Source organism: Amycolatopsis sp. NPDC114505, assembly GCF_055633615.1.
In genome coordinates this window covers 3,264,149-3,289,045 of sequence record NZ_JBVKDV010000001.1, presented here as the reverse complement: position 1 = coordinate 3,289,045, position 24,897 = coordinate 3,264,149, and the positions used below count along the sequence as shown (strand labels likewise).

Genomic DNA, 24,897 nt, shown 5'->3' with positions numbered 1-24,897 from the left:
GGGGAGCGCCCGGTGTCAACTCGGGAGTCGCATCGGTCACAAAGGACTAGTCGTAGACGCCCTCAACTGTCCACTGTGGATCAACGCCGACGGTGGCTTCGAGCAGCAGCGCGAGGTCGTCGTTCTCACCTTCCAGCACCACCTGCACCCGCGCCGTCGGGCGCGCGCCGCGCACCACCCACGGCCCCGCCGAACCGAGGACCCTTCTCACCGGGCCGTCGCCGATCGAGACCGTGGCCGGCGGGTAGCTGAGCTCGCCGCGCTCGGTGCAGCGGACCGCGTCGCCGACGGCGTCGAGCACCGAAGCCGCCGGGGACCGGGGCGGCACCCAGGCCGGCGACGGTGCGGGCAGGCGTCCCGGCCACGGCCGGTCCTCGGTCACCGGGCGCCGCGGCTCGCCCCACGGAACCAGGCGGACGCGCTCGGCCGGGCCGCGGCCGCCGTCGAGCAACGGCGTGAAGACGGCGTCGGGCCCGAGCAGGCCCTGGATGCGCACGAGGGCGCGGCCGGCGCGTTCGGCGGCGTCGGCGTCGCGGCCCAGCGAGCCGAGCTGCAGCTGCAGCGCCTGCCCGCCGACGACCTCTTCGGGGTCGAGGCGCAGCCGGACGATCCCGGCGGTGGGCCGGTCGCGGGCGGTGAGCCAGCCTTCGCACTGCCAGCGCACGCGGTCGGCCGTCGCGCGGGCGGTCAGGGGTTCGGCGCAGCGCCAGACGCGTACGCGCTCTTCGCCGGCTTCGGTGACCGCGACGATGGCCAGGCGGGTGCAGGCGAGGCCGTGGTTCGCGAGGCCGGCGAAGAAGCGTTCGCCGAGGGTTTTCGCGACGAACGCGGCTTCGTCGATTCGTCTGAGGGGCTCGTCGAACTCTTCGGTGACGGTCAGGTCCGGCGGGAGGGCGCGCCGCAGCGGCGGGCGTTCGGCGAGGCCGCGGGCGAGGCGGTGGGCGGTGATGGCGTCCTTGGTGAAGCGGCCGGCGACGTCGCGTTCGGCCAGCGCGGCGAAGGCCCCGAGGGTACGCAGGCCGAGGCGGCGCAGCAGGCCGACGAGCTCACCGCGGTCGTCGCCCGGCTGGTCCAGCTCGGTGATCGAAAGGGGCGCGAGGAAGGCTTGGGTGCCACCGGGCGGGACGAGGGCCGAGCGGCGGGCGGCGAGGGTCGCGGCGAAGAGGCCGTCGGCGATCCCGACCTGGCACTCGACTCCGGCCCGGGCCGCGACCTCGTCGACGAGCAGTTCGGCGAGGGCTTCTTCGCCACCGAAGTACCCGGCGGCACCGGCGACGGGCACGGCGACGATGCCGGGCCGCACAACCTCGACCCCGACGGCCTGCGCTTCGACAGCGGCGGCGACGGGTTCGAAGAGCCGGGCATCGCGGTCCGGGTCGTGTTGGTGCACAACGAGTTCCGGGCACCGGGACTGGGCGTCGCGCCGCCGCATCCCGCGCCCGACCCCGCTGCGGCGAGCTTCGGCGGAGCAGGCGACGACGCGGTTGGCGGAGAAGACGGCAGAGGGGGCGGTCGGCGGAGTCCCGGAGGCGGCCCCGGCGGCGACGACCGGCCAGTCCGGGCACCACAGCACGAGCAGCCGTGGCGAAGAGCTCATCCCGCGGAGGGGAACGGCGGCGCGTAGAAGTGGTTCATCGCACGACCGCGGCAGAACCCCCGGCGGCCAAGGACAACGGCGCGCCGACGCTCAACGCGCGACCACGGGGCACCCGCTCGGCCACACAACGCAGCCCACCGACCACCGCGCGACCACAGAACGCCCGCCCGGCCACACATCCCCGGGCTGGCACCGCAACTCGTGCGATTCACCGTGCGGCCGCGGCAAAACACCCGGCCGGCTCGCACCCTGGCTCCCCGCTCATCGCACAGACCCGGCCGATGCGAACAACCGCCGCCGGCCAGTCATCGCGCAAGCCTCGCAGCGCATCCCGGCCAGCGTGAACAACCCCCGCCGGCCAGTCATTGCGCAAGCCCGGCAACGCGTCCCGGCCCGCGGAACCCAACCCACGCACCACAACTCACCCGGCCACCTCGGCCAAGCGCCGCCGCTCCGGTGGCTCCCCCGCCGCCAAACTCCCGCCCGGCCCAGGCAGCTGCAGCCGCACCGACAACGGGCGGACCGCTGCCCCTCGGCCGCGGCTCGTCGCCACTACCTCGCGGGCTCGCAGGTGCCCGTACCCGTCCTGCGTCAGTCCGTGCCAACGACGTCCGGACACGCGCAGCTCCAAGTCCGCTCCCGGCCACGAACCCAGCGTCAGCAACACCGTTCCCCTGCTGCGGACCCGGCCCGCCAACCTACGTGCGAGCTGGGGCTGGACCGCGACCGGTCCGAGCACCACCAGGTCGAACCCGTCCACCAGTGCCGACAACACACCCGTCAGCTCCGCTCCGGGATGGGGTACCAGCGCCAGCCGTTCCAGGGCGACGCCCAGCTCCGCCGCCGCGGCCAGGCCCAGTTCCGGCAATGCCGTCACCGCCGCCCAGGAACCGTCGCGGGTTGCCGCTGCCAGCAGGGCCGGGACCAGCGAGGTCGCGCCGCCCAGTGCGATCGTGGTGCCACGGCGCAACCCGCCGCCCGGCAGCAGCCTCGCCAGGGGTGGCAGCACCGTCAACACCTCCGACGACGGCGAATCCGTCGCCGTGCGGACTCCCGGGATCGCCGTGAGCCCGGCCAGCGCCTCCGGCACCGCCACCACCGCTCACCTCCAGCACCACGTACTCGCACCGGAGACACCCGCCGCGGAAGCCGCGGGCGCACCCTGGAGAAAGTCATCGAACACTTGTTCGCATAGTGCGAGACGGGCGGCCCGCTGTCAAGCCGGGGGTCACCCCGGCGGGGCATGGCCGCTCCGGCACACTGGACCGCATGACCCGCACGAACCCGGGCATCGACGCCGCGGGCGTCGACACGCTGACCGACGCGGTCCTCACCGCGTCGCGGCTGCTGGTGGCGGTGTCCGTCCGGTCGATCGCCGCGGCCGAAGACAGTCTGACCCTGCCGCAGTTCCGGCTCCTCGTCGTGCTGCACACGCGCGGGCCGCTCAAGCACGCGACGCTCGCCGAGCACCTCGGGGTCACGCCGTCCACCGCCAGCCGCATGGTCGACCGGCTGGTCGCCGGCGGGCTGGTCGACCGGCGGCACAGTCCCGTGTCCCGGCGCGAGATCGTGCTGGAGATCACCCGCGAGGGTGGCCGGATCGTCCGGCAGGTGACGACCCGGCGGCGCAAGGAGATCGCCAAGATCGTCGCGCGGATGCCGGAGGAGAGCCGGCAGGGACTCGTCGGCGCGCTCACCGCGTTCGCCGAAGCCGGCGGGGAACCGCCCGCCGCCGCGGCACCCGAAGACATCTGGGGCTGACGGCTCAGACCACGCGGCTCACGACCCACGCGTGCGTGCCGACCTGCCGCACGCGGGTGAACCCGGACTCCTCGAACAGCTCGACGGTCGCGCTGAACAGGAACCGGCCCGGCGCGTCCCGGCCGGTCGTCACCTCGGAGATCGCCTCGACGAGCCCGCCGCCGGCCGCGCCGATCTGCGTCAACGCCCCGTCCAGCGCCGCGCGGGCGACCCCGGCGCGCCGGTGTTTCCGGTCGACGAAGAAGCACGTGATCCGCCAGTCCGGACGTTGCGGCGCGGCCTTGTCGTACTCGCGCCGGTGCTTGATGCGGGGCAGCTCGTCCGGGCTCCCGTACTGGCACCAGCCCTGCGCGACGCCGTCGTCGTCGAACACGAGCGCCGCGTGCGCGCCCCCGGTCCGGACCCGCTCCTGCTTGAGCTCACGGCGAGCCGGCCCACGCAGCTTGCCCTCCGGGTGGAACCCGAGGCACCAGCAGCCACCGAAGACGCCGTTGTTGCGCTCGGCCAGCTCCGCGAACGCGTCCCACGTCGAGGCGTCCAGGGACCGCGTGGTGTAGGTCACCCGGCGATCCTGCCGCAAGCGGGCCGCGTCGTGAACCCCGCCACTCCAGCGCGGCTTGACGGCCCGGCCGAGATGACGAGGGCACCGCCGCGAACGCGTCCTCGCTGTGACGCGGATCCCTGTCACGTCCTCCCCCACCACCTCGTCCAAGTGGTGAAGCGAGAAAAGAGGACGAGATGCGCCGGATCCTGATCGTCGGTGGTGGTTACGCCGGGTTCTACGCCGCCTGGAAGCTCGAGAAGAAGCTTCGCCAGCACGAAGCCGAGGTCACCCTCGTCGACCCGCGGCCCTACCTGACCTACCAGCCGTTCCTGCCCGAGGTCGTCGCCGGGGCGGTCGAAGCGCGGCACGCCGCCGTGTCGCTCAGGCGGCACCTGCGCCGCACCCGGGTCGTCGCCGGGACCGTCACCGCCATCGACCACGCGCACCGCGTCGTCACCGTGCGGCCCACCGACGGCGACGCCTTCGAGCTCGGCTACGACCTCGTCGTCGTCACCGCCGGGGCCGTCACGCGGAAGCTGCCCGTGCCCGGGGTCGCCGAGCAGGCGATCGGGCTCAAGCACGTCGAGGAGGCCGTCGCGATCCGCGACCGGCTGCTGACCTCGTTCGACCGCGCCGCCGTGCTGCCCGACGGCCCGCGACGCCGGAAGCTGCTCACCGTCACCTTCGTCGGCGGTAGCTTCTCGGGCGTCGAGGGCTTCGGCGAACTGCTGTCGCTCGCGACGGCGCTGCTCAAGCGCTACCCGGAACTGCACCGCGACGAGCTGCGGTTCCACCTCGTCGAGGCGTCGGGCCGCATCCTGCCCGAGGTCACCGACCGGCCGGGCCGCTGGGTCGTGCGCGAGCTGGAACGCCGCGGCGCGCGCGTCCACCTGGACACGCTGGTGACGTCGGCGACCGGTGGGCACGTGACGCTTTCGACGGGCGAGGAGTTCGACTCGGAGCTGATCGTCTGGACGGCGGGCAACGGCGCCAACCCCGTCATCGGCAAGCACACCGACCTGCCCGTCGACGAGCGCGGCCTGGTCGTCGTGCGGCCGGACCTGCGGGTTGAGGGCGTGGCCGACGCCTGGGCCGCCGGTGACGACGCCGCGGTGCCCGACCTCGCCTCGCCGGTCCCGGGCGCGCGCACGGTGCCCAACGCCCAGCACGCCTACCGGCAGGGAAAACTGCTGGCCCGCAACATCATCGCGACGCTGCGCGGCCGCGAGCCGAAGCCGTACGTCCACCACGGCCTCGGCGCCATCGCGACGCTCGGCCTCGGGCGCGGCATCTTCCAGTACCGGCGCCTGGTGATCACCGGCCTGCCCGCGTGGCTCATGCACCGCGGCTACCACGTGCTGGCGGTGCCGAGCTGGGAACGCAAGGTCCGCGTGCTCGCGGTGTGGCTGACCGCCGCGCTGTTCGGGCGGGACATCCTGTCGCTGGCTTCGGTGCAGCACCCGCGCGACGCGTTCGTCAGCGGCGGTGACCGTCCGGAATGGACTGGGGAAGAACTCCCCGCCCCCTTCAAGGTATAGCCGACCCCGGGGCTTGCCGCAAGGCCGGGGTCGTCCCCCACAATGGCCGCGCAACCAGCGACAACAGGGGGAACGCATGCGTGTTTTGCTGACGACGTGGGGATCGCGCGGGGACGTCGAGCCGTTGGCGGGGCTGGCGGTGGCCCTGTGCGGGCTCGGCGTGGACTCGGTGGTCTGCGCGCCACCGGACGAGGATTTCGTGACGCTGCTGGAGCGCGCCGGGGTGGCGCACGTGCCGCTGGGCCCGTCGGTGCGCTCGGTGGTGACCCGCGAGCGGCCGGACCCGTTCGCGCTCGCCGACGAACTGGTCACCGCGCGGTTCGACACGCTCACCGCGGTGGCGAAGGACTGTGACGTGGTAGTGGCACAGGGGTTGCTGCCCGCCGGCGCGCGGGACGTCGCCGAGCGGGCCGGGATCCCGTACGTGTACGCGTGTTACCACCTGCACGGGCTGCCGTCGCCGCACTTCCCGCCGGGGATGCGGCCGGGCACGCCGTCCCCGGCGGGCGAGACCGACAACCGGGTGCTGTGGCGCCACGACGCCGAGCGCGTCAACGCCTTGTACGGCCCCGCGCTCCACCGGCACCGGGCGGCGCTCGGCCTGCCGCCGGTGGAGAACGTCCGCGACCACGTCTTCACCGATCGGCCGTGGCTGGCCGCGGATCCGGTGCTGTGCCCGACGGACCTGGACGTGCGGCAGACGGGCGCGTGGATCCTGCCCGACGACCGGCCGCTCCCGGACGATCTGGCGAAGTTCCTCGATGACGGCGAGCCGCCGGTGTACGTCGGCTTCGGCAGCATGGCCGCGTACGCGCCGGAGGGCATCGCGCGGATCGCGACCGAGGCGATCCGCGCGCACGGGCGCCGGGTCGTCCTGGGCAGCGGCTGGGCCGGCCTGACGGCGGTCGACGACGCCGAGGACTGCTTCGTCGTCGGCGAGGTCAACCACCAGGCGCTCTTCGGCCGGGTGGCGGCGGTCGTGCACCACGGCGGCGCGGGCACCACCACGACGGCCGCCCGGGCCGGCGCGCCCCAGGTGGTGGTGCCGCGGATCGCGGACCAGCCCTACTGGGCGAGCCGCGTGGCCGAGCTGGGGATCGGCGCGGCCCATCCGGACCCGGTGCCGACCGCCGAGTCGCTGTCCGCCGCGCTGGCCAAGGCACTCGCCGCGGAAGGCCGCGTGGACATCCGCACCGACGGCGCGACGACGGCCGCGAACCGGCTCGTCGAGCTGGTCTGAGCGACGGGCCTCGCCGGAGCTCCCGGCGAGGCCCGCCCGGCCTCAGCCCGCGAACGGGCTCGCGTCGATCGCGCAGGTCTTGCCCGCGGCCGGGAACGTCCCGGCGATCAGGTAGTCCCGCTTCACCTGCTCGGTGCACGTGCTCGGCACGTACATCGACGAGTGCCCGTACCCCTCGGTGACGAACACCCTGGCACGCGCCAGTTCCGCCGCGCCGTCGCGAGCGCCGGCCAGCGGCGTCGACGGGTCGTAGCGGTTGTTCAGCACCAGGATCTCCGCCGACGTCGGACGGTTCCACGGGCCGGTGTAGCGGTCCGCGGCCGTCCCCTTCCAGAACGCGCAGCTCATCATGTCCAGCACCGCGATCCGGCCGAAGTACGGGACGCGCTGGTCCTCGGACTCGGCGTACCGGCTGTAGACCGCCGGGTCGGTCGGCACATCGCTGTCACCGCACTGGATCGCGTTGAAGGCCTCGGTGCGGTTGGACGTGTACGGCTCGCCCGCCTTGAACGCGACGGCCGTGCGAGGAGCGTCGTACAGGCGTTGCAGCAGCGACGCGATGTCCGGCCAGCCCCGCGAGTCGGACAGGTCCGCCGCCGCGTTGATGATCCCGGAGTACGTCCAGGTTTCGCCGTCCGAGGTGATCGGCGACTGCTTGGCCCGGGCGGTGATCGAAGCCCATTTCGCCTTCGGGTCGCCCGAGGAGAACGCGCACTTCGGACCGGCTTCGGTGCACAGGCGCAGGAACTGGTCGAACGTCTGCGAGATGCCGGTGGCGACGTCCTGGCGGGTGTCCAGCGGGACGCTGCGACCGCTGCCGTCGTGCCCGGTGGAGTTGCCGGTGAAGTCCATGGTGCCGTCGAACACCATGGCGCGGATCCGGTTCGGGAACAGGTTCGCGTAGGTGGCGCCGAGCTGGGTCCCGTAGGAAATGCCGTGGTAGGTCAGCTTCGCGTCGCCGACCGCGCGGCGCAGTAGTTCGAGGTCCCGCGCGGTGTCGGCCGTCGAGACGTGGTCGAGGATCGGGCCCGCCTTGGCCGCACAGCGATCGGCCAGCTCCTTCGACTTGGCGTAGAAGGCCGCGTTGCCGCTCGGGTCGCCCGGCATCTCCGGGAACGAGCCGAAGAAGGACTCCTGCTCGGCGAGGGTGTCGAAGCACCGGACGGCGGTGCTGTTGCCGATCCCGCGCGGATCCCACGAGACGACGTCGAACCGCGCGCGCAGCTGGTCGGAGAACAGCCACGGCCACTTCCCGCGCTCCCGCAGGCGTTGCAGGCCGGACGCGCCCGGGCCGCCGAAGTTGACGAACAGCGTGCCGATCCTGTGCGCGGGATCGGTGGCGGGCAGCTTGATGAGCGCGAGGTCGATCTTCGCGCCGGACGGCCGATCGTAGTCGAGCGGCACCGCGGCGGTGGCGCACTGGAAGCCGTCTTCACAGCCGGTCCAGCTCAGGTTCGGAGTGGGAACGCTGTCGACGGAGGCCGAAGCCACCGCCGGTCCGGCCGCGACGGCCACCGAGACGCCGAGCGCGACGACCACGCCGCGCACGATGCCTCCCCCAGGAAAACGACGCACGAAGAACCCTTTCGTCGAAGGAAACGATCACCTCCACAGACGCGGGGCGCCCGCCGAGGTTCCACGAGCCATTCGCGATCCGGCCGGAGGAGGTTCCCGGAAGAACCCCTGGCGCCGACTTCCACTCCTTAGCTATAGTGCTAGTCACCTAGTTAAATGGAGTTGCCGATGATCGAGTTCCACCTCGACGCCCGCTCGGGCCTGTCGCCGTACCAGCAGCTGGTCCAGCAGGTGCGGCACGCGCTGCGGCTGGGCCTGCTCGACAAGGGAGACCAGCTCCCGAAGGTCAAGGACGTGGTCGCCGACCTGGCGATCAACCCCAACACCGTGCTCAAGGCCTACCGGGAGCTGGAGCACGACGGCCTCGTCTCGGCCCGGCCCGGGGTCGGCACCTTCGTCACCGCGACGCTCAACGGCGGTGCCTCCTTCGCCGCGCTCGCACCGCTGCGGCAGGACCTGCGCCGCTGGCTGGGGAAGGCCCGCAAGGCCGGCCTCGACGAAGAGAGCATCGAGGCCCTGCTGATGTCCACGTTTCGCGACTCCGCCAGAGAGGACATAGCGTGACCGTCCTGCGTGCCCAGGGACTGGGCAAGAAGTACAAGCGCAAGTGGGCGTTGACCGGCTGCACCCTCGAAATCGAGGCCGGTCACGTGACCGGGCTCGTCGGTCCCAACGGCGCCGGCAAGTCCACCCTGCTGAACATCGCGTCCGGCATGCTGGAGCCGACGAGCGGCACCATCGAGGTGTGCGGTGGCGTGCCCGGCAGTGGCCCGGACCAGCTGGCGAAGGTCGGTTACGTCGCACAGAGCACGCCCGTCTACACCGGGCTGAGCATCGAAGAGCACCTGCGGCTCGGCGCGCATCTCAACCCGCGCTGGGACACCACCCTCGCCGAGAAGCGGATCGAACGCCTCGGGCTCGACCCGAAGCAGCACGCCGGCAAGCTGTCCGGCGGCCAGCGCGCGCAGCTCGCGCTCACCCTCGGCATCGCCAAGCGCCCCGAGCTGCTGCTGCTCGACGAGCCGGTCGCCGCACTGGATCCGTTGGCGCGCCGGGAGTTCCTGCAGGACCTGATGGAAGCCGTCGCCGAGCACGGGCTGTCCGTCGTGATGTCCTCGCACCTGGTCAACGACCTGGAACGGGTCTGCGACCACCTCGTCGTGCTGGTGGACTCCCAGGTCCGGGTGATCGGCGACGTCGACGAGCTGCTTTCCACGCACCACCGGCTCTCCGGGCCGCGCCGCGAGGTCGACTCGCTGCCGGCGGAGCAGCACGTCGTCTCCGCGAAGCACACCGACCGCCAGACCACCGTGCTCGTCCGCACCGAGGCACCGATCCTCGACCCCGCGTGGACGGTCGCGCAGATCGGCCTCGAAGACCTCGTCCTCGAGTACATGAGCAACCCCGCCGCCGCCCGCCCCGCCCTGGAGGTCTTGCGATGACCTGGCTGACCTGGCGCCAGTTCCGCCTGCCCGTGCTGTCCGTGTCCGCCGCGCTGGTCCTGATCGGCGTCGTGCTCGCGATCACCGGGCCGGAGCTGGTCGGGCGCACGAACTTCTCCGACCAGGACGCGATGTTCGGCGGGACGATCCTGGTGCTCTACCTGCTGCCCGCGGTGATCGGCGTCTTCTGGGGCGTCCCGATGATCACGCGCGAGCTGGAGAGCGGCACGCACAGCCTGGTGTGGAACCAGACCGTCACGCGCAAGCGGTGGCTCGCCACCAAGCTCGGGTTCGGCCTGCTCGCCGCGATGGTCGCCGGTGGCCTGCTGAGCGTCGCGGTGTCGTGGTGGGCGAGCCCGATCGACGCGCTCGCGGCGCAGCAGACCGACCGCGAGATGTTCTCGCGCATCGCGCCGGTGGTGTTCGGCGCGCGCGGCATCGTCCCGATCGGGTACGCGGCCTTCGCGCTCGCGCTCGGTGTCGCGGTCGGGATGCTGCTGAAGCGGACGGTGGCCGCCATGGCCGTCACGCTCGTCGTGCTCGCCGCCGTGCTGCTCGTGGTGCCGAACTTCGTGCGCCCGTACCTGTTGCCGCCGCAGACGATGACGGTCGCCATCGTCGGCGACAACATCACGAACATCACCGGCAACGAATCCGGTGTGCAGGAGATCGGCGTGCGGAACCCGGCCGGCGCGTGGGTGCTGGCGAACGAAACGATCGACCCGGCCGGGAACCTGGCCTCCCCGCTGCCGGACTTCGTGCGGAACTGCCTGCCGAGGCCGGGCGGCCCGGTGCCGGACCGCGGCAACGTCGAACAGTGCATGGGGCAGCTGGGCGCCCACGGCTACCAGCAGCGCCTGACCTACCAGCCGGGTTCGCGGTTCTGGCCGCTGCAGTGGCTCGAACTCGCGCTCTTCCTCGCGATGACCGCCCTGCTCACCTGGTTCTCCTTCCGCCGCGTCCGTCACCTGTCCTGAACCGATTCCTGGGGGAATCATGCGCACTCTCGCGGTAGCCACCGCTTTGACCCTCACGCTGACCGCGTCGCCCGCTTCGGCGGCCACGACGCCCTACCTGCCCCGTCCGACCGGCCACGAGCCCGTCGGTGTCACTTCACTGTCCCTCAAGGACACTTCGCGCCCCGACCCATGGGTGGCTACGGTGCCCTACCGGGAGCTGATGGTCTCCGTCTTCTACCCGGCGACCTCGGCGAACGGGCCGAAGAAGCAGTACATGACGCCGCTCGAGTCCGAGCGCAACCTCGAACGGGAGAACATCCCGGGGCTGCCCCTGGACGTCCTGAGCACCGTCCGGACGAACGCCGTCGTCGACGCGAAACCGGCCGGGCGGTGGCACGGCCTGCCGCTGGTCGTGCTGTCGCCCGGCTGGACACAGCCGCGCGCCACGCTCACCGCGCTGGCCGAGGACCTCGCCAGCCGCGGTTACGCCGTCGCGGCGATCGACCACGCCCACGAGAACCGCGCCACGACGTTCCCCGACGGGCACGTCACCGGCTGCGAAGCCTGCGAGGTCGACGACCAGCCCGGGTTCTGGGAGAAACTGGCCCAGGTGCGCTCGAAGGACACGTCGTTCGTGCTCGACTCGCTGCTGCGCTCACCCAAGTGGGGCGCGCTGATCGACCCGCAGCGCATCGGCATGACCGGCCACTCGGCGGGCGGCGCGATCACGACGCAGGCGATGCTGGCCGACCCGCGCATCCGCGCCGGGGCGGACATCGACGGGAGCATCCACGTCCCGCTCCCGGCGTCCGGGCTGTCCCGGCCGTTCCTGTTCCTGGGCAGCATGGACAACTACGTCCCGGGCCAGCAGGGTCCTTACGACGACTGGGAAACGAACTGGACGCACCTCACCGGGTGGAAGCGCTGGCTCATGGTGTCCGGCACGGTGCACAGCTCGTTCACCGACCTCGGCGTGCTCGCCGACCAGCTGGGGGTCGACATCGGCGCGTCCATCGACGCCTACCGGGCCCTGACGATCACGCGGAACTACGTAGGCGCTTTCTTCGACCTGAACCTGCGCTGCCGTCCACAGCCGCTGCTGGCCGCGCCGTCGCCCGCCTACCCGGAAGTGACGTTCATCGGATGAAGATCCTCCTGATGGTGACCGCGCTGACGCTGGCACTGCCCGTGCCGGCGTCGGCGTCACCGGCGCTGTCGCTGGCCGCGCCGACCGGCGACCGGCCGGTCGGCACCACCTCGCTCTACCTGAAGGACACCTCGCGCCCCGACCCGTGGGTCGCGACGGTGCCCTACCGGGAACTGATGGTGTCGCTCTTCTACCCGGCGGTTTCCGCGCAGGGGCCGAAGAAGCAGTTCATGACCGAGGCCGAGGCGCAGGCGGTGTTCGACGAGGCCGGCATCACCGGCATCCCGGCTTCGGTCATGACCACCGTCCGCACCGACGCCGCGGTCGACGCCCGGCCGGCCGGGCACCACCTGCCGCTGGTCGTCCTCTCGCCCGGGTTCAAGCGGCCACGCGCCGAGCTGACGTCGCTGGCCGAAGACCTGGCGAGCCACGGCACCGCGGTCGTCGTGGTCGACCACACCTACGAGAACGTCGCCACGACGTTCCCCGACGGCCACGTCACCGGCTGTGCGGCCTGCGGCAACTACGACGACGCGTTCTGGAAGAAGCTGCAACGCGGGCGCGCGGCGGACGTGTCGTTCGTGCTGGACTCGCTGACGCACTCGAAGTGGGCGTCGCTGATCGACCCGGCCCGGATCGGCATGGCCGGGCACTCGGTCGGCGGCGCGAGCGCGCTCGGCGCGATGGTGGCCGACCCGCGGATCAAGGCCGGGATCGACATCGACGGCACGACGGACGACCCGCTGCTCGCGCCCGGGCTCGACCGGCCGTTCCTGTTCCTGGGCCGGGCGAACATGTACACGCCCGGCACCGGCCAGGAATCCGGTACCTGGCAACGGGACTGGGCGCAGCTGACGGGGTGGAAGCGCTGGCTGGTCGTCGCGGGCATGGCGCACCCGTCGTTCACCGACATCGGCCTGGTGGGCGAGCAGCTCGGCCTGGACTTCGGCGCGACGACGCCGGCGGCGCGCGGACAGGCCGTCACGGCGGCCTACGTTCGGGCATTCTTCGAAGAGCACCTGGAGGGCCGGGCCCAGCCCCTGCTCGACCAGCCGTCGTCGCGCTACCCGGAGGTCAGCTTCGCCATGACGTCGACGCCCTACCTGCCCGCGCCGACCGGGAACCACCCGGTGGGCAGCGCGCAGGTGTACCTGAAGGACACCTCGCGGCCGGACCCGTGGGTGCCGTCGGTGCCCTACCGGGAGCTGATGGTGTCGCTCTTCTACCCGGCGGAATCCCCGCACGGGCCGAAGACGCGGTACCTGACCGCGGCCGAGTCGGCGGCGCTGCTCACCGGCAGCGGCCTGGACGTGCCGCCGGACCTGCTCACCCGGCTGGTGACCAACTCGGTGGCCGACGCCCGCCCGGCCGGGACCCACCTGCCGCTGGTGGTGCTTTCGCCCGGCTACACGAAACCCCGCGCCACGCTCAGCGCGCTGGCCGAGGACCTGGCGAGCCACGGGTACGCCGTCGCGGTGGTCGGCCACACGTACGAGAACGCCGGCCAGAGCTTCCCCGACGGGCGGTTCGCGGGCTGCGCGTCGTGCGAGGTGCCGCACGACTCCGCGTTCTGGACGAAGCTGGAGCTCGGCCGGGCCGCCGACGTGTCGTTCGTGCTGGACTCCCTGACCCGCTCGAAGAAGTGGGCGCCGCTGATCGACGCGTCCCGGATCGGCATGGCCGGCCACTCCATGGGCGGGGCGAGCACGCTGCCCACGATGGTCGCGGACCCGCGCGTCCTGGCCGGCATCGACATCGACGGCCGCACGGAGGTTCCGCTGACCCCGCCCGGGTTGTCCAGGCCGTTCATGTTCATGAGCCACCAGAACGCGGCGACGGCCTGCGCGCCGGGGAACGAGCCGTGGGAGCGGGACTGGGCCCAGCTGACCGGCTGGCGGCGCTGGCTCGAGGTGGCGGGCACGCAGCACGCGTCGTTCACCGACGTGGGCTTGGTGGGGGAAGAGTTCGGCGTCGACATCGGCGCGACGACCACGGCTCTGCGCACCCAGGAGATCACGCGGGCGTACGTGAACGCGTTCTTCGACCAGCACCTGCGGGGCGAGGCACGGCCGGTGCTCGACGAGCCGGAGTATCCGGAAGTCTCGTTCTGCCACTGAAAACGGCGGAAGCGGCACTCGTTGGGGGTGTGCCGCTTCCGCTTTCTCGTGGATCGGCCACAACCCGCCGCACCGCCTCGGTGGCCCGCCGCCCCGCCGCGGCCCCGGGCCCCGGCCGGGGACTGACCCGCACGGCCGCGGCCGCGCTCGCGCTGGGCGCCGTGACAGCGGTGTTCTCCCTGCTGGGCGGTCTCGTGTTCGCCGCCCAGCAGCGGCACTCCACGCCGGGTCAGGAGTCGCTGCTCTCCGTCCTGCTGGGCACCGCCGTCCTCGCCGTCGCGGTCGCGACGCTGGGGCTGCTCGCGATCGTGCTGAGCCAGACGTTCTGGCCGGCGACCTGGCTGACCACCTTCATGTAGCCGTCAGAGCTTGCCGCCGGCGACCGGTGGCATGTCCGGCGCCTCCTCGACGACCGTGGCCGCCTCGCGGTACAGGTGGTTCTCGACCTCGAAGAGGTTGTCCGCGGCGCGCTCGACGACCGTGAGCAGCGTGGACATCTGGGCCACCTCCTCCACCTGCTCCTTGAGGAACCAGGCCATGAACTGTTCGCCGAGGTAGTCCTCCTCCAGCCGCGCGGCCTTCGCCATCGCCTCGATGTCGGCGGTCACGGCCCGTTCCTGCGCCAGCGCCAGCTCGATCGCCTCGTGCGCGCTCGAGAAGTCGTTCCGGACGTCGCCGCTGCCCGGGATCGCCACCGGCTGGCTCCGGTCGAGCAGGTACCGGACCATCGCCAGCGCGTGGTTGCGTTCCTCGATCGACTGCCGGTAGAAGCGTTTCGCCAGCCTCGGCAGATCCCGCGCGTCGAACCAGACGGCGAGGGCGACGTACTGCTGCGCGGCGGTGAACTCGTGCCGGATCTGCTCCCGCAGGAGCTCGGAGAACTTCGAACGCTGGGTGTCGGCCATGCCCACAAAGTACGGCGCCGGGCTGCCCCGCGCACCCGTCACACGCGTCAAGCGCGGGGCTGGTACTGCTCCACCCGGATGCTGTCCTTCACCGCGTCCAGGAACTCGTTCCGGGCGGTGTGCAGGGCCCGGTACTCGGGTTTTCCGGGGTTGATCAGCTCGTGCCACAGCGAAACGACCACGCCGCAGCGATCTTCCAGCTCGTGAGCCTTGGAGATCAACGCCGGCGTCCCGATCACCTCCAGCATCGCGACCTGCTCCCGCATGCCCGCGAGCGCGTAGGCGCCGGCCTGGTAGCGCAGGCGGCGCTCGTCCTCGTCGGTGAGCACCTGGTACCGGAAGGCGGTGATCCGGGCGAGGTGCCGGGTGATCTCGAGGTAGGTGTCGCGGATCTCCCGGTCCCACCGGCGGCGGTCCTCCCGGTTCAGCTTCCGGCGGTCGCTCACCGCGATCGCGACGAACGCGAGCACCGCGCCCGCGAGCAGGAAGCTGCCCGCGATCACGGGAACGCCCCACCAGGGCACGGAGGCCGAAGCCGGTGCGGCGGGGACGAGAGCGGTCGGCACCGGCGAGATCATGCGGGCACGATACTCGCGAAATCCGCCGAAAACGCCCGCCGATCGAGGCCCGGCTACGATCGGCGGGTGCCGAGCCGCCTTCTCGATCTTTCCGGCACGGTCACCTGCGTCACCGGTGCGAGCGGCACGATCGGCCGCGGGATCGCGCTGCGGTTCGCCGAAACGGGCAGCGCGGTGGCCGTGCACCACCGCCGTCCCGGCGCGGGCGACGACGTCGTCGCGGCGATCGAAGCCGCGGGCGGGCGGGCCCGGGCGTTCGCCGCCGACCTGACCGACGACACCGCTTGTCACGCCCTGCTGGAAGCCGTCGCGGACTGGGGCGGGCGGCTCGACGCGCTCGTCAACAACGCCGGCGTCCAGCCGGTCGAACCCCTCGCGGACCTGACGGCGCAAGGCTGGCAGTCGATGCTGGACAGCACGCTGACCAGCGCGTTCTCCTGCACCCAGGCGGCAAGCCGGCTGCTCGGCGACGGCGGCAGCGTCACGCACATCGCGTCGATCGAGGCCCGGCAGCCCGCGCCCGGGCACGTCCACTACAGCGCGGCCAAGGCGGCGCTGGTGATGCACGCCCGCGGTGCCGCGCTGGAGTACGGGCCGCGCGGGATCCGCGTCAACACGGTGTCGCCCGGCCTGATCTCGCGTCCGGGGCTGGAGCGGGACTGGCCCGAAGGCGTCGAGCGGTGGCGGCGCGCCGCCCCGCTGGGCCGGCTGGGCACGCCGGCCGACGTCGGCGACGCGTGCGTCTTCCTGGCTTCCCCGCTGGCTTCCTGGATCACCGGGCACGACCTGGTCGTCGACGGCGGGGTCACGGCGCGGCCGACCTGGTAACGTGGAACACGTTCTAGTTTTGGGGGCGCGATGACCTTCCCGATCGTCGACGGCGTGCCGCCCGGGCGGGCGCTGCTCGGGTCCCGGATCCGCGAGCTGATCGACGCTTCCGTGTGCGCGGGCGACGACGCCGACCTGGCCGCCGCCGCGAGCCGGGTCGAGGCGGTCACCGCCGCGCTGCGGGCGACCGGCGGCGCACCGCCGTTGCTGCTGGCGGCGCTCGAGGGCGGCGGGCACCTCAGCGTCAACAACCCCCTGGAAGGACCCGGGAACCCGCTGGCGCCACCGTTGTCGTGGACGTACGTCGGGCACGACGAGGTCCGCGCGGAGGTCCTCCTCGGCGCGGCGCACGAAGGACCGCCCGGCCGCGTGCACGGCGGCTGGGTGGCGGCGGTCCTGGACCACGTGCTCGGCCGGGCCACCGCCGCGGCCGGCTACCCCGGGATGACGGCGTCGCTGACGATCGACTACCTCCGCGGCACGCCGTACGGTGTGCCGCTGGTCGCGGAGGGACGGCTCGAGCGCCGGGACGGGCGCAAGCTGCACGCCACCGGCACCCTCCGGGCGGGCGCCGAGATCTGCGCGACGGCCAAGGCCATCCTCGTCCACTTCAGCGCCGATCGGTTCCCGGTACCGGTCCAGGACTGAGTCACGACCTCACGGCACCAGCGTCGTGTGCCGGGGCGACTCCGAGCTCGACGACGCCATCAGCACCGCGCAGATCGGCACCGCCATCGCCAGCGCCGCCAGCACGAACACCGGGAACAGGAACGAGAACACCTCCGCGCCCGACGGGTCCGGTGCCGCCGGGTCCAGGTGCAGCCGGACCGCCGCCATGCCCGTGTAGTGCATGCCCGTCACCGCCGCCGCCATCACCAGGCCCGCCACCAGCCGGGGCAGGAGCTTGTCCAGCCCGACCGTGAACCACAGCGCCGCCGTCGCCGCGACCACCGCGATCACCACCGACAGCACCACCAGCGTCGGGTCGTAGCCGATCGTCCCCTTGATCTGGACCGCCCACATCCCGGTGTAGTGCATGACGTTCACGGCGAGCCCGGTCAGCAGCCCGCCGAGCAGCAGCCGCTTCCAGGCGAACCGGTTGCGGACGCCGAACACCAGCAGCCCGCAGAACACCGCCGCCACCGACAGGACCGCCGACAGCGCCGTGCGCAGGATGTCGTAGCGCACCGGCAGCCCCGGCGTCGAAAACCCGAGCATCGCGATGAAGTGCATGACCCAGATGCCGACCCCGCCGATCGACACCGCCGCGAGCGCGAGCCAGGTCAGCCGGGTGCGCGCGTTGTCCGTGGTCCGCGCCTGCAGCGTGCAGGCGAGCCCGAGCGCGCAGCCCACCACCGAGGTCAGGTACGCGAGCACGACGAGCCAGTGGCCCATCGCGAAGTCGTCGTGGTCCATGGTCATTTCCGTGCTCCTGTCAGGCTTGCCGCTGCCGCGGCGCGTGCAACGCGGCGAGTGCGTACTCCGCCGCGGCGATGAGGGTCTCTTTCGTCGACTCCGGCGAACGCGCGTCGCAGGTGACCACCTGGACCTCCGCCGGGACCTTGAGGGCTTCGCGCACCTGCTCCGGCGGGTGCTGGCGGGTGTCCTGGAACTGGTTGACGGCCACCAGGAACGGCACCCCGCGCGACTCGAAGAAGTCGATCGACGCGAAGGAGTCCGCGAGCCGGCGGGTGTCGACCAGGACGATCGCCGCCACCGCGCCGCAGACGAGGTCGTCCCACATGAACCAGAACCGGTGCTGGCCCGGCGTGCCGAACACGTAGAGGATCAGGTCGTCGGCGAGGGTGAGCCGGCCGAAGTCCATCGCCACCGTCGTGGAGAACTTCCCCGGCACCGCTTCGGTCCGGTCGACGCCGACGGCCGCGGCCGTCATGACGGCCTCGGTGCGCAGCGGGTCGATCTCGGAGACGGCCCCGACGAAGGTCGTCTTGCCGGCGCCGAACCCGCCGGCCACGACGATCTTGGCCGAGGTGATCCGCCTGTCAGAGTGCGCGTAGTCCACTGAGGACCCTTTCGAGCAGTTCGTTGCGTTCGTCGAAGGAGGCGTCCGCGGGGAGCGTGTCGCGGATGGACACCTGGCCGGCGACCAGCAGGTCGCCGATGAGCACCCGGGCCACGCCCAGCGGCACGCCCAGGTGCACCGCGACCTCCGCCACCGAGCGCTGGTGCAGGCACAGCTGCGTCACCGCGGCCAGGGGGTTGGTCGGGCTGAAGGGCGCCGTCCGCCCCGCCGCCGTCGTTTCGACGAGGGCTTCCACCGCCATGTCGACCTTCGGCCGGGTGCGGCCGGCGGTCCACGCGTAGGGGCGGGCCAGTGACGCCGCGTGCCGCCCGCCCTCGCGTCGCCGGCCTTCCGTCACCGGCTCGCTCCCGGAGCGGCCGCTGGCCGCGCGGGTGTCTCGACCATCTTCCCGAACCGGTCCACGAGCAGCGTCATCTCGTAGCCGACCAGGCCGATGTCGCAGCCGGGGTTGGCCAGCACCACCAGGTTCGACCCGTCCCCGACGTTCATCAGCATCAGGAAGCCCTGCTCCATCTCGATAACCGACTGCACGACCCGGCCCGCGGTGAACAGGTCGGCCGTGCCGAGCGCGAGGCTCGAGAGGCCGGACGCGATGGCCGAGAGCTGGTCCGCCCGGTCGCGCGGCATCGAGTCGTTCGACGCCACGAGCAGGCCGTCCGCCGAGACGAGCGCGGCGTGCGCGACGCCGGGCACCTCCTGCGTGAACGCCGACACCAGCCAGTTCCGGGACTGGTCGGTCACTTCCGCTCCTTCCTGCCGCGCGCTCGTGCTCATCACTGGCCCTTCGGGTCGGTCGCGACCCGGTGGCGGGCCGCGCGCATGCCGCTGTAGTGCCGGGAAAGGTTGTTCCGCACCGCGGCCGGGTCCCGGAACGACGGGTCGGCCGGCTGCGGTTGCCGAGGGGCGACCGAGCCGGGGACGAGCTGCGCACCGGGGTTCCGGGTCGGCAGGCCCCACTCGGTGAGCTCGAGGTCGTCCGGCGAGCCGACCGCGGCTTCGGCGGCCTGGCGGACGTCGTCGGCCGGTGTCGCCCAGTCGGCGGGACGCGCCGGTTTCGCGCGGTCGTCGGCGAACCAGTGCGACAGCATCTGGTCGAAGATCGGCGTCGGCATCGGCGAGTCCGCCGCGACGGCGGCGGGCTCTTCGGCGGGCCACCGCGGTTCCGACTCGGGCCGGGCCGCGCCGTTGACCGCCGGCGGGCGTTCCGGCAGCCCCGGCAGCCCGGGCCGCGCCGGCAGGTCGACCAGGATCAGCACGCCCGGGACGTGCACGCTGGCGGTGATACCGGCGCTCGCGGTCCGGGTCGTCGTGGGCCGCAGCCGCACGGTGATCCCGTGCGAGGCGGCGAGCCTGCTCACCACGAACAGGCCCATCCGGCGGGTGGTCTCCGGGCTCACCGAGGCACCGGCGGCGAGCCGGGCGTTCGCCGCTTCGAGGTCCTCGCGGGTCATGCCGAGGCCGACGTCGACGACCTCGATCAGCACGCCGCCGTCGAACCCGCGGTCGGCGGTCAGCACGACCTGCTCGTCCGGCGGGGACGACCGGATCGCGTTCTCCAGCAGCTCGGCGAGGATGTGCACGACGTCGGCCGCGGCCTCGGACTGCACCGACCCGCGGGGCGCGTTGCCGAGCGTGATCCGCTGGTAGTCCTTGACCTCCGACGTCGCGGCCCGCAGCAGCTCGACCGTCGCGACCGGCCCGATGTCCCGGCGCACCGGCCGCCCGCCCGCGAGGACCTGCAGGTTCTCGCCGTTGCGCCGCAGCCGGGTGGCGATGTGGTCGATCTGGAAGAGCTCGGCCAGCCGCTGCGGGTCCTGCTCGTCGGCTTCGAGGTCCTCGATCACCGACAGCTGCAGCTCCACCAGCGACTGGCTGCGCCGCGACAGCGTCATGAACATCTCGCTGACCTGGATCCGCATCTCGGCCTGCTCGCCGACGGCCAGCCGCACCGCCTGCCGGTGCATGTCGTCGAAGGCGCGGGCCAGCTGGCCGATCTCCTCCTCGGAGTCGACGGGGAGCCGCTCGGTCGCCTGCCAGTCGACGTCCTCGCCCTCCCGGATCCGCTCGATGGTGCCCGGCAGCCGGCGGCGCGCGGTGTCGACCGCGGCCGCGTGCAGCCGCCGGATCGGGGCGAGCACCGAGCGGGCCACGGCGAGCGCGATGGCGAGGGCGCCCAGCAGCGTGGCGAGCACCAGCGCGGTGTCGCGCAGCGCGTCGGACCGGGCGCGGTCGGTCCGCGCGCCGACCGCGTCCGAAAGCGTTTTCGCCTGGTCGGTCAGGATGATGCCGAGCGCCGCGCGCTTGGCCGCGGGCCCGCCGGCGCCGGGGATGGTGGCGGCGGCGAACCGCGCGGCCACCGCACCGGTGGGCAACGCCCGGCGGATCTGCCCGGTGAGCACCGACTCTTCGGCGACGGCGGCGGCGAGCGCGTCCGCCGATCGGCCACCCGGGACCTCCTGCCCGGCGAGCGTCGCTCTCAGCTGCGTCAACGCTTTCGTGATATCGGCCGCGGCGTCGAGATCGACATTCCCGGCCTGGCCGACGATACGGGGGATCACTTCGCTGAGGGAGCCGACGAAGTCGTGGTAGGCGGGAGCTTTCCCACCGGCGGAACCGTCCTGCTGGCGCAGACCGGCCAATTTTCCCAATTGATCTTCCAGTGTCCGCGAAATCTCCGGGCTCAGCCGCGCGAATTCGGCGTCGTGCCGGATCACGGCGGCTTTCGCGTCGACCGCGGCGGTCTGCGCGGCCCCGCCGTCGTGGATCATCTCGTCGTCGACGAGCCCGGTGAGCTCGGCGATCCCTTGCACGACCGGCATTTGGTCGCGCACCCCGCTGAGCGCGCCCGCCTGGTCGAGCTCGGCCTGCACGCGTCCACCGGCCAGCAGCAACGCGACCAGGACGGGCAGCAACAACACGACGGAGATCTTGGTGCGCAGCCGCCAGGTGCCGGGATTCCACGACGCGGTGGAACGACGGCGCAGCGGTTCATCTTCTTTCATCGGTGGCGTGGCTCGATTCGTACCGGTGGCCCGAGAACGATTTCCTGGATTTCTTCCACGGAATTCAGAACGGAGACATAACCCCGGCGACGGCGGCGCTGTCAAGGAACACCGGCCGTTTCCCCCGTACGCACCAGCTACACAGGGTGAACTTCCACAGCGTGGCATTTCGCCTTCGCGGAGGGTGAGCGGACCGCCCGGATTCCCCGCGGTTCCGTGAATCTCCGACCGCGCCGCCGACCACTGTCCACTGAGGACTCGTGGCCGGACCGACCCCCAGCCGGTCCGCACCCGGCACGCGACTTCGTCGGCGGCCGTGCGGGCATGAACGTGCCAGTGGCACGCGAGCGGCGTCAACCGGACAACGGAGGTTTCGCACCTGCACGAAAGGTGCCAGGTCACAGTGCGGCGTGACCGCGCGTCACCAGCGGCTATTCTCGCCCGGGAAAGGGCGGTACGTCGATGCTCAAGATTCACTTCACGGACGCGGACCTGGCGAAGCTGACCATCGCCGAGGACGCCGACCCGATGTGGGAGCTGCTCATGAGCAGCTACCGGATCCGGCGTCCGGAGGGCGAGCCGTTCTTCGGCCGGTGGCGCCGGGGGTCACGCTCCGCGGTCCCGGAGTCCGGCCGGCTGCTGATGTCCGCGGTCCCGCCGTACGGGTACTGCCCGGACTTCCTCACCCCGGCCGGGCACACCACGATCGGCGACGGCGTCTCGGCGGTGCTCGAAACGTCCTCGACGACCCTGGCCACCGACGTCGCCGAGCTGGCGGCGCAGGGCACGCGCGTGGCGCCGTGGCTGCGCCGGCTGGCCGGCGGCGAGGCCCGTGAGCTGCACCGGCTCGGCACGGCCCTGCACGACTACTACCGCCAGTGCATCGCCCCGGACTGGGCGACGATCCGCCGCTCGGTCGCCCGCGACCGCCGCCGGCTGCAGTCGAGCCTCGACCGCGGCGGGCCGCAGCTGCTGCTCTCGACGGTGCACCCGGACATCACGTGGTCACCCCCGGTGCTGCAGGTGCGCTTCCCGATCGAGCAGGAGCTCCACCTCGACGGCCGCGGCCTGCGCCTGGTCCCGGCGTTCTTCGCGCACGGCATGCCGACGACGTACAAGGACCCGGGCCTCCAGCCGGTGCTGGTCTACGCGATCAGCCACCCCCGCTTCGACAGCGACGCGGAGCCGGGCCCCTCCCTGGCGGCCCTGCTCGGCCGCACGCGGGCGCGGGTGCTGGTGACGGTCGCGATCACGCCGTGCAACACGAGCGAGCTGGCCGAGCTGACGGGCGTGTCCCTGGCGACGGCCAGCCAGCACGCGTCGGTGCTGCGGTCCAGCGGGCTGATCACCAGCGCGCGGTCGGGGAAGTCGCAGATCCACGAGATCACGCCGCTGGGGCTGGGCGTCATCCGGGCCAGCTGAACCCCGTCGTACCTGGCCGAACGCCGTGAATGAGTCATTCGCGACGTTCCGGACCAGGGCTTGCGCGACCCACCCGCCAACGCGAACAATCATTCGCTATGGACTCCCGAGCCAGCTTCACCGCGGAGACGATGGCCCTGCAGCGCGCCTTCGAATCCCACCGCCCCCGAGGGCGAAGACGCTTCGAAGACCCCTATGCCACCGCCTTCCTCCGGCCCTCGCTGCGCGTTCTCGCCGAGGCCGCGCGCGTCCCCGGTGTCCGGCGGCTCGCCACCGGCCTCTACGACGTCGTCGCCGGGCCGGGGCCGCGGACGTCCGGGATCGCGCGGACCGAGGTCATCGACGACGCCCTCGCCGACGCCATGACCGATGACACCCAGTGCGTCCTCCTCGGCGCCGGCTACGACACCCGCGCGCACCGGCTGGCCGCGCTCGACGGGCGGGCCGTCTTCGAGGTCGACCACCCCGCCACCCAGGCCCGGAAGCGCACCAAGATGGGCCCGGGTCCCGTCTACGTTCCCGTCGACTTCGAGCACGACGACCTGACGGCGAGCCTCCTCGAAAACGGCTTCGACCTGGGGAAACCGAGCGTTTTCGTCTGGGAGGGCGTGACCAACTACCTCACCGCCGACGCCGTCGGCACCACCCTCGCGGCCATCCACGGGCTCGGCGGCGACCTCGTCTTCACCTACGTCGACGTCCGGGCGCTGCGCGAACCCAGCCCCTTCCCCGAGGCGCGGCGGTGGGTGCGGGCCGTCGCGCGGGCCGGGGAGCCGTGGACCTTCGGGTTGCTGCCCGCCGAAACCCGGGAGTTCCTGGCCGAACGCGGCTTCGAACTGCGGAAAGACGTCTCGGCCCACGAAGCCGGCGGCAGCTCGCGGCTCTACCGGATCGCCGTCGCCACGAGGAGCGCCCGTGCCCCGCATCAGTGACGAGCGCCGCCGGAAGCAACGGCAGCGAATCCTCGACGCCGCGATGACCTGCTTCGAGAAGACCGGCCCGGACGGGGCGTCCATGCAGGACATCGTCGCCGAGTCCGGGATGAGCGCCGGCGCCCTCTACCGCTACTTCGACGGCAAGGAAGCCATCATCGAGGCGGTCGCCGCCGACCGGCACGAGCACGAGCGGGACCTGGTCCGCGCCGCGATCGCCGACGGCGGCCCGGACGCCCTCCGCCGGTTCCTCGACGCCTACTTCGACTGGGTGGCCGACCCCGAGGAGGCACGACGGCGGCGCGTCACCGTCCACGTCTGGGCCCGCGCCCAGCACGACGAGCGGCTCCGGCGGATCGTCACCGAGGGACTCGCCCCGCTCGACGACGTCGGCCGCGCGCTGGCCGGCATCGGGCTGCCGGACGGCGTCGAGCCGGACATGTTCGCGCGCGTCCTGCTCGCGCTCATCCAGGGTTTCCTGCTCCAGCGCTCGTGGGAGCCCGACCTCGACCCGCAGCGCTACCGCGACACCGTGACCAGCCTCCTCGATCGGGTGTTGCCCCGGTGAGCGGAGCTCGTGTTAGCCTGTCGCCGTGCAGCGCCCGATGATGTCCTCGCGACTCGTAACCCGGCGCGCCGGCTGAACCCAGGTCGCCGGCGCGCAGCGTCGTCGATCGCGTTTTCTCGGGACCTGGCCCCGATCTCATTCCTTCTGCATCCCGGGAGATCAGCCATGTCCACGTCCTTCGCCATTCCCGCCACCCGCTCGGCCATGCTGCTGCGCCGCCGCATCGCCACGTACTTCGTCGGTGGCGCCGGAGAAATCCCGGCACTGGTCAGCGCACTGGCGGGCCACCTCGTCCACGAGCTGTCCGTCGACATCAAGGACGGCGTCCGCGAGAGCAGCATGGTCTGCGCCGTCCTGCTGGCCGCCGAAGAGACCGAGCCCCTGCTGGACCGGTTGCGCGAGCTGACCGCGGTCGTTTCGGCCGAGCTCGCCTAAGGGATGTCTCGTAAGTGATCCAGCTGCGGTCCGGTTGGATTGCGGACGTGGTCGGTCGCGGTGAGTCGACGGATAAAGCGTGGGCGGTGATCGAAGACCGCGCACGAACGGCTGCGGTTGTGGACCAAGGACGGCACCTGGGACAAGATCCTCGACCGGGTGATCGTCAAAGACGACGCCGACGACGCCGGGCCAGGCCGGCCGAGGTGTCGGCCGAAGACGGTGATCGCGGACAAGGCGTATTCGGTGCTTCAACCGGCTCA

26 protein-coding genes are annotated in these 24,897 nt (G+C 72.3%); 15 read left to right on the top strand and 11 right to left on the bottom strand.

Annotated features, from left to right (window positions below; translation table 11 throughout):
- Positions 1 to 46 precede the first annotated feature (46 nt).
- Both ACZ7OU_RS16300 and ACZ7OU_RS16295 read right to left on the bottom strand, forming a co-directional pair.
- Positions 47 to 1,597, bottom strand: a complete 1,551-nt coding sequence (locus ACZ7OU_RS16300; protein ID WP_470255594.1) for a DNA polymerase Y family protein — start codon at positions 1,595 to 1,597, stop codon at positions 47 to 49.
- Between the two features lie 421 nt (positions 1,598 to 2,018).
- Positions 2,019 to 2,693, bottom strand: coding sequence for a hypothetical protein (locus ACZ7OU_RS16295; RefSeq protein WP_470255593.1), 675 nt, complete (start codon positions 2,691 to 2,693; stop codon positions 2,019 to 2,021).
- Between the two features lie 173 nt (positions 2,694 to 2,866).
- Here ACZ7OU_RS16295 and ACZ7OU_RS16290 point away from each other — a divergent pair, with 173 nt between their 5' ends.
- A complete protein-coding gene (locus ACZ7OU_RS16290) occupies positions 2,867 to 3,358 on the top strand; it encodes a MarR family winged helix-turn-helix transcriptional regulator (RefSeq protein ID WP_470255592.1) in 492 nt (163 codons plus the stop codon).
- A gap of 4 nt (positions 3,359 to 3,362) precedes the next feature.
- Here ACZ7OU_RS16290 and ACZ7OU_RS16285 read toward each other — a convergent pair whose 3' ends face one another.
- The gene (locus tag ACZ7OU_RS16285) at positions 3,363 to 3,920 is read right to left on the bottom strand and encodes a GNAT family N-acetyltransferase (protein ID WP_470255591.1); all 558 of its coding nucleotides are present in this window, start codon (positions 3,918 to 3,920) and stop codon (positions 3,363 to 3,365) included.
- A 176-nt stretch (positions 3,921 to 4,096) separates the two neighbouring features.
- Between ACZ7OU_RS16285 and ACZ7OU_RS16280 the strand changes: the two genes are divergently transcribed.
- Both ACZ7OU_RS16280 and ACZ7OU_RS16275 read left to right on the top strand, forming a co-directional pair.
- Complete coding sequence (locus ACZ7OU_RS16280; protein ID WP_470255590.1) at positions 4,097 to 5,440, top strand: NAD(P)/FAD-dependent oxidoreductase; 1,344 nt, start codon at positions 4,097 to 4,099, stop codon at positions 5,438 to 5,440.
- A 76-nt stretch (positions 5,441 to 5,516) separates the two neighbouring features.
- Positions 5,517 to 6,680 (top strand): glycosyltransferase, encoded by a 1,164-nt coding sequence (locus tag ACZ7OU_RS16275; RefSeq protein ID WP_470255589.1) that lies wholly within the window; start codon positions 5,517 to 5,519, stop codon positions 6,678 to 6,680.
- A 42-nt stretch (positions 6,681 to 6,722) separates the two neighbouring features.
- On the opposite strand, the gene ACZ7OU_RS16270 is transcribed toward ACZ7OU_RS16275, so the two are convergent.
- Positions 6,723 to 8,228: an alpha/beta hydrolase gene (locus tag ACZ7OU_RS16270; protein WP_470255588.1), complete on the bottom strand. Its 1,506-nt coding sequence runs from the start codon at positions 8,226 to 8,228 to the stop codon at positions 6,723 to 6,725.
- Positions 8,229 to 8,423: 195 nt separating this feature from the next.
- Between ACZ7OU_RS16270 and ACZ7OU_RS16265 the strand changes: the two genes are divergently transcribed.
- The 6 genes from ACZ7OU_RS16265 (at position 8,424) to ACZ7OU_RS16240 (ending at position 14,279) form a co-directional block, all read left to right on the top strand.
- Entirely contained in the window at positions 8,424 to 8,819 is a 396-nt protein-coding gene (locus tag ACZ7OU_RS16265; RefSeq protein ID WP_470241141.1) for a GntR family transcriptional regulator, read from the top strand.
- Positions 8,816 to 9,697, top strand: coding sequence for an ABC transporter ATP-binding protein (locus ACZ7OU_RS16260; protein WP_470255587.1), 882 nt, complete (start codon positions 8,816 to 8,818; stop codon positions 9,695 to 9,697). Before ACZ7OU_RS16265 ends, ACZ7OU_RS16260 begins: the two co-directional genes overlap by 4 nt.
- Positions 9,694 to 10,674 carry a transporter gene (locus ACZ7OU_RS16255; RefSeq protein ID WP_470255586.1) on the top strand — a complete coding sequence of 327 codons (981 nt, stop codon included), beginning with the start codon at positions 9,694 to 9,696 and terminating at the stop codon, positions 10,672 to 10,674. Before ACZ7OU_RS16260 ends, ACZ7OU_RS16255 begins: the two co-directional genes overlap by 4 nt.
- Positions 10,675 to 10,693: 19 nt before the next feature.
- On the top strand, positions 10,694 to 11,803 hold the full coding sequence (locus ACZ7OU_RS16250; RefSeq protein WP_470255585.1) for an alpha/beta hydrolase family protein: 1,110 nt from the start codon (positions 10,694 to 10,696) through the stop codon (positions 11,801 to 11,803).
- Positions 11,800 to 13,920, top strand: coding sequence for an alpha/beta hydrolase family protein (locus tag ACZ7OU_RS16245; RefSeq protein ID WP_470255584.1), 2,121 nt, complete (start codon positions 11,800 to 11,802; stop codon positions 13,918 to 13,920). Before ACZ7OU_RS16250 ends, ACZ7OU_RS16245 begins: the two co-directional genes overlap by 4 nt.
- Positions 13,921 to 14,000: 80 nt before the next feature.
- Complete coding sequence (locus ACZ7OU_RS16240) at positions 14,001 to 14,279, top strand: hypothetical protein (protein WP_470255583.1); 279 nt, start codon at positions 14,001 to 14,003, stop codon at positions 14,277 to 14,279.
- A gap of 3 nt (positions 14,280 to 14,282) precedes the next feature.
- Here the strand turns inward: ACZ7OU_RS16240 and ACZ7OU_RS16235 are convergent, their stop codons facing one another.
- On the bottom strand, positions 14,283 to 14,825 hold the full coding sequence (locus ACZ7OU_RS16235) for a ferritin (RefSeq protein ID WP_470255582.1): 543 nt from the start codon (positions 14,823 to 14,825) through the stop codon (positions 14,283 to 14,285).
- Between the two features lie 47 nt (positions 14,826 to 14,872).
- Positions 14,873 to 15,403, bottom strand: a complete 531-nt coding sequence (locus tag ACZ7OU_RS16230; protein ID WP_470241148.1) for a hypothetical protein — start codon at positions 15,401 to 15,403, stop codon at positions 14,873 to 14,875.
- Between the two features lie 66 nt (positions 15,404 to 15,469).
- Here ACZ7OU_RS16230 and ACZ7OU_RS16225 point away from each other — a divergent pair, with 66 nt between their 5' ends.
- Together ACZ7OU_RS16225 and ACZ7OU_RS16220 are read left to right on the top strand one after the other, a co-directional pair.
- On the top strand, positions 15,470 to 16,231 hold the full coding sequence (locus tag ACZ7OU_RS16225) for an SDR family NAD(P)-dependent oxidoreductase (RefSeq protein WP_470255581.1): 762 nt from the start codon (positions 15,470 to 15,472) through the stop codon (positions 16,229 to 16,231).
- A 30-nt stretch (positions 16,232 to 16,261) separates the two neighbouring features.
- Complete coding sequence (locus ACZ7OU_RS16220; protein ID WP_470255580.1) at positions 16,262 to 16,879, top strand: PaaI family thioesterase; 618 nt, start codon at positions 16,262 to 16,264, stop codon at positions 16,877 to 16,879.
- Between the two features lie 9 nt (positions 16,880 to 16,888).
- Here the strand turns inward: ACZ7OU_RS16220 and ACZ7OU_RS16215 are convergent, their stop codons facing one another.
- Genes ACZ7OU_RS16215 through ACZ7OU_RS16195 form a run of 5 tightly spaced genes read right to left on the bottom strand, consistent with a single transcriptional unit; the run spans position 16,889 to position 21,277 of the window.
- On the bottom strand, positions 16,889 to 17,647 hold the full coding sequence (locus tag ACZ7OU_RS16215) for an MHYT domain-containing protein (protein WP_470242382.1): 759 nt from the start codon (positions 17,645 to 17,647) through the stop codon (positions 16,889 to 16,891).
- 19 nt (positions 17,648 to 17,666) lie between these two features.
- Positions 17,667 to 18,254 (bottom strand): GTP-binding protein, encoded by a 588-nt coding sequence (locus ACZ7OU_RS16210; RefSeq protein ID WP_470255579.1) that lies wholly within the window; start codon positions 18,252 to 18,254, stop codon positions 17,667 to 17,669.
- Positions 18,235 to 18,612, bottom strand: a complete 378-nt coding sequence (locus ACZ7OU_RS16205; protein ID WP_470241152.1) for a DUF742 domain-containing protein — start codon at positions 18,610 to 18,612, stop codon at positions 18,235 to 18,237. The genes ACZ7OU_RS16210 and ACZ7OU_RS16205 overlap by 20 nt, the downstream gene beginning before the upstream one ends.
- Positions 18,609 to 19,049 (bottom strand): roadblock/LC7 domain-containing protein, encoded by a 441-nt coding sequence (locus tag ACZ7OU_RS16200; RefSeq protein ID WP_470241153.1) that lies wholly within the window; start codon positions 19,047 to 19,049, stop codon positions 18,609 to 18,611. The genes ACZ7OU_RS16205 and ACZ7OU_RS16200 overlap by 4 nt, the downstream gene beginning before the upstream one ends.
- Positions 19,049 to 21,277 carry a HAMP domain-containing sensor histidine kinase gene (locus ACZ7OU_RS16195; protein WP_470255578.1) on the bottom strand — a complete coding sequence of 743 codons (2,229 nt, stop codon included), beginning with the start codon at positions 21,275 to 21,277 and terminating at the stop codon, positions 19,049 to 19,051. The genes ACZ7OU_RS16200 and ACZ7OU_RS16195 overlap by 1 nt, the downstream gene beginning before the upstream one ends.
- A 462-nt stretch (positions 21,278 to 21,739) precedes the next feature.
- Between ACZ7OU_RS16195 and ACZ7OU_RS16190 the strand changes: the two genes are divergently transcribed.
- From ACZ7OU_RS16190 to ACZ7OU_RS16175, 4 genes are all read left to right on the top strand, one after another.
- Positions 21,740 to 22,699, top strand: a complete 960-nt coding sequence (locus tag ACZ7OU_RS16190; protein ID WP_470241155.1) for an ArsR/SmtB family transcription factor — start codon at positions 21,740 to 21,742, stop codon at positions 22,697 to 22,699.
- Between the two features lie 98 nt (positions 22,700 to 22,797).
- Entirely contained in the window at positions 22,798 to 23,631 is an 834-nt protein-coding gene (locus ACZ7OU_RS16185; RefSeq protein WP_470255577.1) for a class I SAM-dependent methyltransferase, read from the top strand.
- Positions 23,615 to 24,199, top strand: coding sequence for a TetR/AcrR family transcriptional regulator (locus ACZ7OU_RS16180; protein WP_470255576.1), 585 nt, complete (start codon positions 23,615 to 23,617; stop codon positions 24,197 to 24,199). Before ACZ7OU_RS16185 ends, ACZ7OU_RS16180 begins: the two co-directional genes overlap by 17 nt.
- A gap of 165 nt (positions 24,200 to 24,364) precedes the next feature.
- On the top strand, positions 24,365 to 24,634 hold the full coding sequence (locus tag ACZ7OU_RS16175) for a hypothetical protein (RefSeq protein WP_470241158.1): 270 nt from the start codon (positions 24,365 to 24,367) through the stop codon (positions 24,632 to 24,634).
- The last annotated feature ends 263 nt before the right edge of the window (positions 24,635 to 24,897 follow it).